The 13226-nt window shown below is 61.9% G+C and carries 13 protein-coding genes; 9 read left to right on the top strand and 4 right to left on the bottom strand.

Annotated elements, in window-relative coordinates:
- Window positions 1-56: 56 nt before the first annotated feature.
- The 8 genes from ectA to yidD all read left to right on the top strand — a co-directional run bounded on the left by ectA (window position 57) and on the right by yidD (window position 7275).
- Complete coding sequence (gene ectA / locus C793_RS0107700) at window positions 57-635, top strand: diaminobutyrate acetyltransferase (RefSeq protein WP_017430360.1); 579 nt, start codon at window positions 57-59, stop codon at window positions 633-635.
- 90 nt (window positions 636-725) lie between these two features.
- On the top strand, window positions 726-1994 hold the full coding sequence (gene ectB / locus C793_RS0107705) for a diaminobutyrate--2-oxoglutarate transaminase (RefSeq protein WP_017430361.1): 1269 nt from the start codon (window positions 726-728) through the stop codon (window positions 1992-1994).
- Between the two features lie 119 nt (window positions 1995-2113).
- Window positions 2114-2506, top strand: a complete 393-nt coding sequence (locus tag C793_RS0107710; protein WP_017430362.1) for an ectoine synthase — start codon at window positions 2114-2116, stop codon at window positions 2504-2506.
- Window positions 2507-2859: 353 nt separating this feature from the next.
- Complete coding sequence (locus tag C793_RS0107715) at window positions 2860-3720, top strand: putative ATP-dependent zinc protease (RefSeq protein ID WP_017430363.1); 861 nt, start codon at window positions 2860-2862, stop codon at window positions 3718-3720.
- A 141-nt stretch (window positions 3721-3861) separates the two neighbouring features.
- Window positions 3862-5385, top strand: coding sequence for an inactive transglutaminase family protein (locus C793_RS0107720; RefSeq protein ID WP_017430364.1), 1524 nt, complete (start codon window positions 3862-3864; stop codon window positions 5383-5385).
- On the top strand, window positions 5382-6374 hold the full coding sequence (locus C793_RS0107725) for an alpha-L-glutamate ligase-like protein (RefSeq protein ID WP_017430365.1): 993 nt from the start codon (window positions 5382-5384) through the stop codon (window positions 6372-6374). Before C793_RS0107720 ends, C793_RS0107725 begins: the two co-directional genes overlap by 4 nt.
- A 128-nt stretch (window positions 6375-6502) precedes the next feature.
- Window positions 6503-6970, top strand: a complete 468-nt coding sequence (hisI, locus tag C793_RS0107730) for a phosphoribosyl-AMP cyclohydrolase (RefSeq protein WP_017430366.1) — start codon at window positions 6503-6505, stop codon at window positions 6968-6970.
- Window positions 6971-7002: 32 nt separating this feature from the next.
- Window positions 7003-7275, top strand: a complete 273-nt coding sequence (yidD, locus tag C793_RS13665) for a membrane protein insertion efficiency factor YidD (protein ID WP_051038355.1) — start codon at window positions 7003-7005, stop codon at window positions 7273-7275.
- Here yidD and C793_RS0107740 read toward each other — a convergent pair.
- The 3 genes from C793_RS0107740 to C793_RS0107750 all read right to left on the bottom strand — a co-directional run bounded on the left by C793_RS0107740 (window position 7272) and on the right by C793_RS0107750 (window position 9625).
- Entirely contained in the window at window positions 7272-7907 is a 636-nt protein-coding gene (locus tag C793_RS0107740; RefSeq protein WP_017430368.1) for a DUF938 domain-containing protein, read from the bottom strand. The genes yidD and C793_RS0107740 overlap by 4 nt on opposite strands.
- A 51-nt stretch (window positions 7908-7958) precedes the next feature.
- Window positions 7959-8369 (bottom strand): SufE family protein, encoded by a 411-nt coding sequence (locus tag C793_RS0107745; protein ID WP_017430369.1) that lies wholly within the window; start codon window positions 8367-8369, stop codon window positions 7959-7961.
- A gap of 74 nt (window positions 8370-8443) precedes the next feature.
- The gene (locus C793_RS0107750; RefSeq protein ID WP_017430370.1) at window positions 8444-9625 is read right to left on the bottom strand and encodes a tyrosine-type recombinase/integrase; all 1182 of its coding nucleotides are present in this window, start codon (window positions 9623-9625) and stop codon (window positions 8444-8446) included.
- Window positions 9626-9831: 206 nt separating this feature from the next.
- Between C793_RS0107750 and C793_RS0107755 the strand changes: the two genes are divergently transcribed.
- Entirely contained in the window at window positions 9832-10905 is a 1074-nt protein-coding gene (locus tag C793_RS0107755) for a DNA-binding protein (RefSeq protein ID WP_017430371.1), read from the top strand.
- 118 nt (window positions 10906-11023) lie between these two features.
- On the opposite strand, the gene C793_RS0107760 is transcribed toward C793_RS0107755, so the two are convergent.
- Entirely contained in the window at window positions 11024-13156 is a 2133-nt protein-coding gene (locus tag C793_RS0107760) for a methyl-accepting chemotaxis protein (RefSeq protein WP_017430372.1), read from the bottom strand.
- Between the last annotated feature and the right edge of the window lie 70 nt (window positions 13157-13226).

A 13226-nucleotide genomic window follows, 5' to 3' on the forward strand; every position in this document is an offset into this window, starting at 1 on the left:
ACTCATTTCGGGCTGCTGGTACCATCGGTCCGACATCGCAACAGCGAAGCATGCCAATGAACAGACCCATACAGCCGTTTACTCCCTCCGCCGATCTCGTCAGGCCCACGGTGGCCGATGCCGTGGTCGGGCGCGCGGAAATGCCGCTGTTTATCCGCAAATCCAATGCCGAAGACGGATGGGGTATCTACGAGCTGATCAAGTCATGTCCGCCGCTGGACGTGAACTCCGGCTATGCCTACCTTTTGCTGGCGACCCAATTTCGTGATACCTGCGCCGTAGCCACCAACGAAGAGGGTGAAGTCGTGGGTTTTGTGTCCGGCTACGTCAAGGACAACGCCCCGGATACCTACTTTCTCTGGCAGGTTGCGGTGGGCGAAAAGGCCCGCGGCACGGGGCTCGCGCGCCGGCTGGTCGAGGCCATCATGACGCGGCCGGAACTCGAGGACGTGCACCACCTGGAAACCACGATTACCCCGGACAATCTGGCATCATGGGGATTGTTCCGCCGACTTGCCGCCCGCTGGCAGGCACCGCTCAACAGCCGGGAATACTTTTCCACGGAGCAGCTGGGAGGCGAGCACGACCCGGAAAACCTGGTACGCATCGGCCCCTTCCAGACCGCAGCCATCTAGCCGAGGGCACCAGGGCGTCATCGCTCCGGCTTTGTTTTTTGTCCGGAATACGATTTACACTGGATCACGATCCATAAAAGGAGGTCGCTCATGCAGACCGAGATTTTTGAACGGATGGAATCGAATGTCCGTACCTATTCACGCTCTTTTCCGGTCGTCTTCAACAAGGCGCAGGGCGCCCGCCTGACCGATGAAAACGGCAATGAATACATTGACTTTCTCGCCGGTGCCGGCACGTTGAACTACGGCCATAACAACCCGCACCTGAAACAGGCGTTGATGGACTACATTGCCACCGACGGGGTTGTTCACGGTCTTGACATGTGGACCAACGCCAAGCGCGACTACTTCAAGACGCTGGAAGAGCTGATCCTCAAGCCGCGTAACCTGAACTACAAGATTCAGCTGCCGGGGCCCACCGGTACCAACGCGGTCGAGGCGGCGATTCGTCTGGCGCGCAAGGTCAAGCAGCGTCATAACATCGTCGGTTTCACCAACGGCTTCCACGGCGTCACCATGGGCGCGCTGGCTCCCACCGGTAATCGCAAGTTCCGCGAAAACACCGGCGGCGTTCCCACGGTTGGCGGCAGCTTCGTACCCTACGACGGCTACATGGGCGAAGCCACCGATACGCTGGATTACTTCGAAAAGCTGCTGGGCGACAAATCCGGCGGTCTCGATCTTCCGGCGGCGGTTATTGTCGAAACCGTACAGGGCGAGGGCGGCATCAACGTGGCCGGCCTTGACTGGCTCAAGCGGCTCGAAGGTATTTGCCACGCCCACGATATCCTGCTGATTGTCGACGACATCCAGGCGGGTTGCGGACGTACCGGCAAGTTCTTCAGCTTTGAGCATGCCAATGTCGTACCCGACATGGTTACCAACTCCAAGTCGCTCTCCGGCCTGGGGCTGCCGTTTTCCCATGTCCTCATGCGTCCGGAGCTGGACCAGTGGCAGCCCGGCCAGTACAACGGCACCTTCCGCGGCTTCAGCTACGCGATGGTCACGGCGACGGCGGCGCTCAAGCATTACTGGTCCGACGACGCCCTGGCCAGGGACGTTCAGCGCAAGGGCGGCATCGTGGAAGAGCGCTTCCAGAAGCTGGCTTCCATGCTGACCGACGCGGGTATGCCGGCCAGTGAACGCGGCCGCGGCATGATGCGCGGCCTTGACGTGGAAACCGGCGATATTGCCGATGCCATCAGCGGCAAGGCCTTCGAGCATGGCCTGATCATCGAAACCAGCGGCCAGGACGGCGAAGTCGTCAAGTGCCTGTGCCCGCTGACCATCACCGATGAAGAGCTGCAAAAAGGCCTGGATATCCTCGAAGCGGCGGTAAAACACGTTATTGGCGGCTGATAGCGCATCGAGCGCCCGGCAACAAAGCTTGCCCACGGGCGTAACGCTGATACCATCAGCTTGCTAATCAATGATCCGACGGCCCGACAAGCGGGCCGTCTTTTTTGCAGGAGTCTTTCATGATCGTTCGTAACCTTGACGAAGCACGCAATACCGACCGCAAGGTCACCGCGGAAAACGGCAACTGGGACAGCACCCGCCTGTCGCTGGCCGATGATGGCGGCCAGTGTTCCTTCCACATCACACGGATCTTCGAAGGCACCGAAACCCATATTCACTACAAGAACCACTTTGAAGCCGTGTATTGCATCGAAGGCGAAGGGGAAGTCGAAACCCTCGCGGACGGCAAGGTTTGGCCGATCAAGCCGGGCGATATCTATATCCTCGACCAGCACGACGAGCACCTGCTGCGCGCATCCAAAACCATGCACCTGGCCTGTGTGTTCACGCCGGGTCTGACGGGCACCGAAGTCCACCGCGAAGACGGCTCCTACGCGCCGGCCGGGGAGTAATTCTCAACACGGTTTCATGTTTGGGCTGATGGTACACGCCGCTGCGCTCGAAAGCCGGAGACGTCCGGCAATACGCAAGCCTCGCCGTTGTGCGGGGCTTGATCGCGCATATCTCAGGCAGCTATTCCTTCAAAGCCGTTGCAGTGCCTTCCCGGTTACTTCTTCGCATAATATATATTATGTTAAATAATGCTCTGGATACAGTATTGGCTTCCCGATAATCGTTGTCCTGTAGTGTTATCGGGAAACGTGCACAAAGCGCGCATATTGCCGATACCCGGCGCGCATGGATGGACAACAGGACCCCGTTGTCCTTATTATCCTTTCTTCCTACGTCTCAAGGATGCATCTCTATGCGCTACGGCTTCATCGGCCTGGCCGCGTCGCTCGCGCTTGCCGGCTGCTCTCTGGTGCAGACCGATACTCAGGCGCCGCCTCCGTTGACTCAACCCGCTTTCGAGGCGCGCATCAACGGGCTGGAGGATCGGCTCGCGAGTCAGTGCGACCCCGCCGAGGTTCTCCAGCGTCAGCGTCGCCATCAGCAGGATCTGACCGCCGATGTCCGCGAAGTGGGCAGCCTTTTACGGGGCCTGCGCAGCGATATGGCATCGCGCCAGGAGGACCGCGACGACAAGCAGGTAGTCGTCGACAAGGCCTGCAAGGCCGATGACATCCTGGGCACCAAGACATTGCTGGGCCGCAGCGAATGGGTGGGACTGCCCAAACTCGAAACCTACCTTCAGGCGCGTATCGACTCGGGGGCCAAAACCGCTTCGCTGTCGGCGCAGGAGATTACCGCCTTTGAACGCGACGGCGATGACTGGGTCCGCTTCAAGCTGGCGCTGCAGGACGACGATGAGGTCGTGGATGCCCGGCGCGACGCCTGGATCGAAGCGCCCGTCGAGCGCAAGGTGCGCATTATTCAGGCCTCCGGCAAGGAAACCCGCCCGGTTATTTCCCTGCTAACCACCCTGGGGCCGATTCGGCAAAAGGTCGATTTCACCCTGAATGATCGCTCGCATCTGGACTACCCGGTCCTTCTGGGACGGCGCTTCCTGCTGGATATTGCCCTGGTGGACGTCGCGCAGCGCTACATCCACGACCGCCCTTCCTTTGCCCGCGACGATGACGACTCGCCCGACAGTGACGACTCATCCAGCAATGACGAGTCACCCGACGATAATACGTCCGGTGAGAATGAGGGCAGCTCGTAACTTCTGACTCGTAACTCTTGATCGCAGCTTTTAATCGCAGCTTTTAATCGCAGCTTTTACTCGCAACTCACGCTAGCAACTCTTGCTTGCAACGCTTAAGAGGCGACGTTATTCCCGGGTTTTCTACCGCAAGGATCCTGCATGTCACGGCTACCGTTTTATTTGATCGTGGGTATTCTGCTGATTGCCGGCGTTGCCATGACGGCGCATCGCCACTTTCAGTTCGAGATTCCCTGGCTACCCGGCGAACAGCGTCAGGTCTGGGAAGTCGAGGCCATGATCACCTATAACGCCGACGAAGGGCCCGTATCGGTGGATTTTGCCCTGCCGTCGCAGCAGCAGGGATTTCGCGTCCTGACGGAAAACACCGCGTCGTCGGGCTATGGCCTGGCGTATCAGGCCGACAGGTTCGGCCGCCGAGCCAACTGGACCACCCGGGAAGCGACCGGCGAACAGCAGCTGTACTATTCGGCGCAGCTGCTGGTGGCCCCTCAAGCCCGGGCCGAGGCGCAACCACCGCCCGAACTGGCATCCGCCACCGCCTGGGAGCGCCCCTACGAAACCGCTGCCAGCCAGATAATCGAACGTGCCTGGCAGCGCAGCGCGGATAACGCCACCTTTGCCCGGGAGCTGATCCGCGACGTCAACGGCGAACAGCAGGGAGAAAACGCCCGGCTGTTGCTGACCCGGTTTGATGCCACCGAGCTGATCGTGCGGCTTTTGCACCAGGCCGACGTCAAGGCGCGCGTGGTCAGCGGCCTGGTACTCAAGGATGGCCGCCGCCGGCAAACCCTGAGCCCTTGGCTGCAGGTGTTCAGCCAGGACGAAAGCCAACAGTGGCTGTTCAATCCGGAAACCGGCGAGCGCGGCAAGCCCGATAACTTCCTGCTCTGGGAAGCCGGCGGCCAGGCAGTGCTCGAGGTAGAGGGCGGCAGCAACTCGCGCGTGACCTTTTCCATGCTCACGCATTCGCAGCCGGCGGCCGCCGCGGTGCGCAACCACGGGTCCGACGACACCCTGCTGAATTTCTCCATTCACAGCCTGCCGCTTGAAGAGCAGGCGCTGTTTCAGACCATCCTGCTGATCCCCATCGGGGCGCTGGTGGTCGTGCTGCTGCGTGTGCTTATCGGGATCAAGACGTCGGGCACCTTCATGCCGGTACTGATCGCGCTGGCGTTTATCCAGACCTCGCTGGTGACCGGGTTGCTGGGCTTTCTGCTGATCGTGGCCGTGGGGCTGGTCATCCGTAACTATCTGTCGTATCTCAATCTGCTGCTGGTGGCCCGGGTGTCGGCGGTGATTATTACGGTGATCGCGATTATCTCGGTATTTTCGGTGATCGCCTATCGCATGGGGCTCAACGCCGGGCTGACCATTACCTTCTTCCCCATGATCATTCTGTCCTGGACCATCGAGCGCATGTCGATTCTCTGGGAAGAGGAAGGCCCCAGAGAAGTGCTGATCCAGGGCGGCGGCAGCCTGATGACCGCGGTCATCGTGTATCTGGCCATGAATAACCCGCTGGTGCGCCATATCACCTTCAACTTTCTGGGCGTGCAGCTGATCCTGATGGCGTTGATTCTGCTGCTGGGCAACTATACCGGCTACCGGCTTTTAGAGCTGCGTCGCTTCAAGCCAATCACTGATGACGAGCCGGATACATGAACTGGCTGAACAACTGGACGCGGCCGTCGCGGCTGAAGGCCAAGGGCATCATCGGGATGAACCGGCGTAATATCTATTACATCGGCCGCTACAACGATCGCCGCCTGTATCCGCTGGTGGATGACAAGCTGCAAACCAAGCTGCTGGCCCAGACCCACGACATCACCACCCCGGCGCTCATCGGGACGGTCAGGACGCAGTTTGGCGTCAAACGGATAGCCTCGATGTTGCCGAGGCATGCCGGCTTCGTGGTCAAGCCGGCCAAGGGCAGCGGCGGCAAGGGGATTCTGGTCGTCGACAAGGCGGATGACGGCGGCTTTGCCAAGCCCAGCGGCGCGCGCCTGACACTTGCGGATATTCAGCGGCATGTGTCCAATATCCTCTCAGGGCTGTATTCGCTGGGCGGTTCCCCCGACGTGGCAGTGGTGGAAACGCTGATCAACTTTGAAGACAGCATGATGGCCTATACCCACGAAGGCGTGCCGGATATTCGCGTCATCGTGTTCAAAGGCTATCCGGTCATGGCAATGATGCGGCTGTCTACCGCCGCCTCCGACGGCAAGGCCAATCTTCACCAGGGGGCCGTGGGCGTGGGGATCGACATGGCCAGCGGCCACGCTCTGCGCGGCGTGCAGTTTGATCGCCCCTGCCAACGGCACCCCGATACCCGCCATGATCTGGCCAGCCTGGTGGTGCCGCAGTGGGACACCCTGCTGAACCTTGCCGCCAGCTGTTACGAAATGACCGGGCTGGGCTATCTGGGGACCGACATGGTGCTGGATCGGGAACACGGTCCGATGCTGCTGGAACTCAACGCCCGCCCGGGGCTGGCTATCCAGATGACCAACGGCGAAGGACTACGCCGCCGCCTGGATCTGATCGAGGAGCAGCCGAACAACCTGCCGCCGGCCGAACGCGTAGCGTTTGCACAGCGACACTTTGCCCGCCAGAGTGAGCTGGTGACACCCGCCGCTCGCCGTTCGGTATAAGAGCAGCCCGGACGACGATGCGCCCTGTCACCGATGCTTCTATCGGTCTTTCTACTACCGATTTTTCTACTACCGATTTTTCTACTACCAATCCTGCTACTACCGATCTTTCAGAGCGAGCCCGCATCATGCCCCATTTTGCGTCCGATCCGGTCAGCACGCTGTTCAAGCGCCTCGAAGGCGCCCTGCCCGACGATACGCTGCCCGCCGCCGTCGAGGTGTTGGATGCCGTTGGCTTCAACGCCGACGGCCTGATTCCCGCCATTGCCCAGCAGCACGACAGCGGCGAGGTGCTGATGATGGCGTGGATGAACCGCGAAGCGCTGGAAGAAACGCTGTCTACCGGTCGGGTCTGCTATTTTTCGCGTTCCCGGGGCAAGCTCTGGCGCAAGGGGGAGTCTTCCGGCCAGCAGCAGCGGCTGAAAGCCGCGGCTCTGGACTGCGATGGCGATACTCTGCTCTTGCAGGTAGAGCAAACCGGGGCAGCCTGCCACAGCGGTCGGCGCAGCTGCTTCTACGTGGATATCACCACGGCCCCACAGATCAACCAGGCCCCGCAGGTTGATCCGGCCAGTCTTTACGGAAGTAAAACGTGATACGTCTGCTGCGCCGCTGCCTGGCCGGCGTCATGATCGCGGTGGTGCGTGTTTATCAGTGGGTCATCAGCCCGCTGCTGGGGCCGCGCTGCCGGTTCTGGCCCAGCTGCAGTGCCTATACGGTCGAGGCCCTGCAGGTTCACGGGCCGGCAAGAGGCGGACTGATGGCGATCCGGCGCATCGGCCGCTGCCACCCGGGCAGCGACGGCGGGATTGATCCGGTCCCCGGCGGCCCCAGCGAAACCCTCTGCCGCGAAGACCCCGAGCTTGACGAACACTTTCGGCCGCGCCGGCGCGAGGATTAGCCCGTCTGCCCGGTGCGGCGGCGAAAAATCACACTGAGGTTGTTGGCCGGCATGTCCACGATGGCTTCCCGTATCAGGCCGTTGGCGGCCGCTTCGGCCTCGACCTTTTCCAGATCGCGTATACCCCAGGCCGGGTTGCGCGCTTGCAGATCCCGGTCGAACGCTTCGTTGCTGGCCGAGGTGTGCCGGCCGTCGCGCCGGTAAGGGCCGTAAAGAAAGAGTACGCCGCCCTCGCCAAGGTGGTCACCGGCCTGTTGCATCAGCGCGGTGGTCAGGTGCCAGGGCGAAATATGGATCAGGTTGAGAGCGACCACGGCATCGAACTCGGTGCCCTGCCATGTTTCAGGCCAGCCGGCGGTAACGTCCAGCGCCACCGGGGCCAGCAGGTTGTCGCCCCGCCCTGCCTGGTGCTCGTGCCGACGCCAGGCTGCGATGGAGGCAAGCGCCGAGTCGGCGGTATCGCTGGGCTGCCATCGCCAGCCGGGCATGGCGCGGGCAAAATGCACGCCGTGTTCGCCACTGCCGCTGGCAAGCTCCAGCACCCGGGCCCGAGACGGTAGATGCTCGCGCAACACCGCCAGAATCGGCTCGCGGTTACGCTGCGCTGCCGGGCTTTCCCTGCGTTCGGGCATGGTTTCGATCGCTCCTTGAGGCGGCGGGCCATCGCCGGCAGGTCACAACATTCAGCCGGCGGCGTCGGCCACGCGGAAAATCCGCTGCAACATGGCATTCAAGCCGTTGCTGCGGGTGGGCGAAAGGTGCTTGTCCAGCCCCAGGTCGGCAAGAAAGTGCGGCTCGGCGGCGCGAATTTCGTCCGCGCTGCGCTCGCTGTAGATGCGCAGGAGTACCGCAATCAGCCCCGACACAATCGCCGCATCCGAGGTGGCATAAAACGTCAGCCGGCCGTCCTGCTCTTCGTGGTTCATCCAGACGTTGGACTGACACCCCTGAATCTTGTACTCCTCGACCTTCCACGCCTCGGGAAACGCCGGTAGCTGCTTTCCCATGTCAATAATGTACTGGTAGCGATCCATCCAGTTGTCGAACATCTCGAACTCTTCGACGAGCTCTTGCTGGGCTTCTTCGGCGCTCATGGCGAGTCCTGTGCTGTCGGTGAATATGGCCGCATTATAACGCCTTGGCGCCCGGGAGAAACGTCGATTGGCGCTTATTGTTGCGGCGTCAGGCGGTGGCGCTGCTGTTCGGCGTGCCAGTGGGCGTCTTCGCTGTGCAGATAGCGCGAGGTGGTATCCAGCCGGGCATGCCGCGCGCTTTCCGCGAGATAGTGCAGGCCGATGCCCGCCTGGGCCTGATGGGTAATGGCGGTATGGCGGAGCCAGTGCGGCGTCGCGCGGCGCAGAGTGTCCACCTGCACCGCGGAGCCGCCCTCGTTTTCCAGCGTCTCGGCGGCGTGGGCAAACGCCCGGCGGATGAGGCGGTAAAGTTGATTGTCGCTGATACCCCGCTGGCCATCGAGCGCGCGCATCACCGGCGTATCTTCGGCATGGGCGGGCAGCGGTTCAAGCCCCAGGGTGCGCCGCCAGTCGCCGAGGCAGTCAAGAAAATCCTCCGGCACCGGCACGTCGGCGAGCTTGCCGCCCTTGCCTGTCACCCGCCACCAGATGCGCCCTTCCCGGGTAAAAAAATCCGCCATGCGGGCGGCCGCCATTTCGGCGATACGCGGCGCCAACAGGTAGGCAAAGCCGAACGCAAAGCGCAGCCGCGCCCTCTCGTAGCGCTGTCGCCGAGTGGCATCGCCAGCCAGCGGCCGGTTCAGCCACTGCCAGAGCCACGCCCAGAGGTCACTTTCCAGATAGCGCTCGATGCGCTCGGCGCGGTTGTTCAACCGCCGGGATTTGTCGCGCATCAGCCGGAGCGGATTGTGCCGCACCCATCCCGACTCCACCAGCCAGCTGAACATGCCCTGCAGAATCACCAGCGCCTGTCGGCGGCTCGCCGGCGACAACGCTCCGCGAAACGGCCGCCAGTCGGGATGGTCTTCCGGCCGCGTGGGTCCCATCCAGCTTGACGGCGGATCGGCGAGAAAAACCTCGAAGCGACGCAGCGCTTCGCGGTCCATGCCGGACAGCGTCGCTCCCTGCTCATCCAGCCACAGCAGCAAACGGCGCGCCTCCCGCCGATAGGCGCGCCAGGTCTGCGGCGTCTCCTGGTATTCCGCCAGCCACTGAGCGACCGCCTGGGCGTCGGTTGTGGCGTTAATCAGCAAGCCGCTGCCGCCCTGCTGTGCCGGCGGGAGCACGGGCGCTGTATGGCTGTCGGCTGTGGCGGCCGGCGTCCTTTCCAGCTGGGCGGTAGTGCCCGGGGCGGGCCATTTAGCGGGGTTGCGCATGCTTTTCTGCTTTCACCGGTGACGGTGTGCTGATTTTGCCGCTGTAGCCCTATAAATTCAAGATAAGGCGGGTAATCCTGAATTTATATAGCTATTCATAAATAAATTACGTAATACGTATTATGTAATAATTGCCTTTCGACGGTAATACGCTGACAATACGCTGGCAATAACCGGCAGCATCATGCGATCAGGGAGTACGGGACATGGCACGCAACGGTATTCAGTACGCCGACGTTCACCGGGCGATTGACGAGCTTATTGCCCGGGGGGATACCCCGAGCGTGCAGCGTATTCGCGAGATATTGGGGACCGGCAGTTTCACCACCATCAGCGAGCACTTCCGCCAGTGGCGCGATGAGCGCGAACACAACCGCGACGTGCCGCCGGCCGGTGAAGTGCCCGAGAGCGTGGTAACGCTGGCCACGGAGCTATGGCATCAGGCGCGACATGCGGCCAACGAGGGGTTGGCCCACTATCGCGAGGAAGCCGATGGTCATGTAAAAGCCGCACAGGCAGACAAGCAGCAGGCAACGCTTGAGGCGGAAAATGCCGCCCAGCGGGAAAGCGCGCTGGCGGAGCACCTGCGGCACCGCGAAGCGCATATCGAAGGATTGAGTACCCGGCTGGCGGAAAGCGGTTCGCAACAGGAACACTTGCAGCAACGGTGCGACAGCGCCGAAGCGTCGCGCCGCGCCGAGGCACAAAAACGCGCCGAGCTGGAAACGCAGCTACAGCAGCAGGCGCGGACGCATGAACAAGCGCTGGAGGACCGTCAGGCCGGGTTTGAAAAGCAGCTTGCCGAGGAACAGCAGCGTAACGAAACCACCGAAAGCAAGCTGCTGGCGCTGCTCGATAGCGTGCGCCAGGAACGCCTCAACGATGACAAGACGCACGCCAGACGCCACCGCCAGCTTGAAACGCGCCTTGAAGAAGCGACGACCGCCAAGGCTGACGCCGAGCAGGAGCTCAGGCGTCACGAAGAGGCGCGGAATTACTGGCAGCAGCGCTGCGAGCAGGCGGAAGCCGAAGCCCAACGGCACCGCGATGCAGCGGCTCGAGAGAAGCAGACTGCCGGACAGCTGCGCGAGAAACTCGAGCGTGCGGAGGGACTGCTGGCCAGCGAGCGCGACCGGCGTGCCCGGGACGACGGCTGGCAGACCGAGCTGGATCAGCGTCTGGACGCGCTACACCGGAAAATCGCCACGCTGCCCGCTTCAACCCTGAATGACGACGACAACCAGTTGCCCGCTCCGTCCGGATCGTCAAGCGACGACTGAAGCGGCTTGCGACAGCTTTGGGAGGTGCGCAGCCCTGAGGCTGCGCCGGGGGTGTGCTGAAGATGTGCTGGAACTGTGTTGGAGGCGTGTTGGAAAAAGCATAGGCCGGAAAACGGTTCTAAAAGCTTTCCCAGTCGTCTACGGCGGACTCTGACGCGGCAGAAAGCGAGCGGCTGCGTACCGGCGCGGGCAGTTCGCTGTCCGCCTTGCCTGTGGTTGACGCCGGCAACGGTGTCGCAGACCGGTTTGGCGTCAGCTTGCGCGTGGTCGAGAACATCGCCGCGCTGGCAAACAGCTGCTCGTTTTTTTCCTGTACCTGGACGGCATCGCCCTTGAATCCCTCTACCACATGCGTCGACGACTGAGTGGCCCCGTCAATTTCCTGGATGGACTGGTTGATCTGGCTGACGCCTTCCTGCTGCTCCTGAAATGCCGTATTGATCTCGTCCATCAGGTCGTTGACGCGGTGGGAACTGTCGCGGATGGTCTTGATCGCATCGTCCACCGAGCCGGAAATATCCGCGCCCGAAGAGACAACGTCGCGCGCCTGGGTGATGCGCTTCTGCACTTCCTTGGCCGCATCGGCGCTGTGTGAAGCGAGGTTGCGCACCTCTTCGGCGACAACCGAAAAGCCGCGCCCGTGTTCACCGGCGCGTGCCGCTTCGACGGAGGCGTTAAGCGCGAGAATGTTGGTCTGAAAGGCGATGCCGTCAATTTTTTCGACCAGCGCTTCCATCTGCCGGGTATGCTCCATGATGTCGTTCATGGCGCCGTTGAGCTGCGTCATTTTCTCGTTGGTATCGTCTACGCTCTGCACGTTGCTGAGGCTGACCCGGGAGGCCGTGGCGGTGCTGTCGGCCGACGTACTCATGGTCGAGCTGATTTCCTCGACGCTGGCCGCCGTCTGCTGAACGGCACTGGCCTGCTGCTGAAAGCGCGACGACAGCTGTTCCGAGCCCTGGCTGAAGTGCTGTGACGTGGATTGCACATCCCCCATGCTCTGGCGGATTTCCAGCACGATGGTTTCCAGCGAGCGGCGTAACAGCTCCATGCTGTACATGGCGCGCCCGACTTCATCATTGCCGGAGAAATCCACGCTGCAGTGCAGGTTGCCGCCGGCCACTTCCATGGCCATGCCTTCAATCGAACCGAGGTTACGACCCAGCCGGCGGGTCATATTCACCCCGAAGGCCAGGGTCACCAGCACCCCGAGGGTGCCGAGAGCCAGCAGGATCCGCGTCAGCAACGCCTGGCGCTCCGACGCATCGGCTGCCGTGCGGTTAACAAACTGGCCGTATTCCTCCTCCAACGAGGCCAAAGTTCTGTCCCAGGCCGGCGCCAGGTCCTGCAGGAACTGCGTATTCAACGCCCCGGCCTTGTCGAAATGGCCCTGACGGATGGCGGCCGCAATGGGCTCGACGCCCTGGTTGACATAGCGCTCCATGCGTGCCTGCTCTGCGCTGATATCCATGCCTTCCTCGCCGGCACGGGTGACGGCCCGGTTCCATGAGGAGAGCATGTCTTCCTTGAGCGTCTCGGCACGCTGTTGAAACGCCGCCGTGTCCAGGTCGTCTCCCCGAGCCAGCGCGCGGTTGATATTACGCCGCACGGCAATCGACTCATTGCCGACCCGGCCGAGGGCTTCCACGGCGTCAAGGTGACCTCTGACGTCATCCAGCGCCGCATTACCGCGGGTGCCGTTATACACCCCGGTGGCCACCAGCGCCGTGAGTATCAGCACACTGCTGGCCATTGCCAGGCGGCTTTTGGTCACCAGGCTATCCAGGCGGAAGGAAAACAAGCGGCGCAGGCTGTAACGGCGCATGATGGTCCCCTTGCGGATGATCCAGCGTGACCGGTTGCCGTTTTCGCGCATGTCCTGATAGACGGCCAGGGCGTGGGTTATCTCGCTGTCCGTGGGCTTGACGCGCAGCGAACAATAGCCGGTGGTTTGCCCGTTTTGCCTCAGCGGCGTGACGTTGGCCTTGACGATGTAAAAACCGCCATCCTTGCGCAGATTCTTGATGACCCCGGACCAGGATTTTCCGCGTTGCAGCGACGCCCACATATCGGCAAACACCGCTTTGGGCATGTCGGGATGGCGCACGATGTTGTGCATCGACCCCACCAGCTCGTCACGCTCAAATCCGCTGGCATCAATAAATGCCTGGTTAGCTTCAAGAATCATACTGTCAGGACGGGTGCGACTGACCAGTACATCGTAATCGCCAAGGATATATTCGGACGGCATGAGAGCTTCCTTTATCGGTCCATCGACACGCGAGTCCTTCGCAGTGGCGCGAAGCCGCGCAAGCGCAGGT

The organism is Vreelandella jeotgali Hwa (assembly GCF_000334215.1).
In the GTDB taxonomy this organism is placed as follows: domain Bacteria; phylum Pseudomonadota; class Gammaproteobacteria; order Pseudomonadales; family Halomonadaceae; genus Vreelandella; species Vreelandella jeotgali.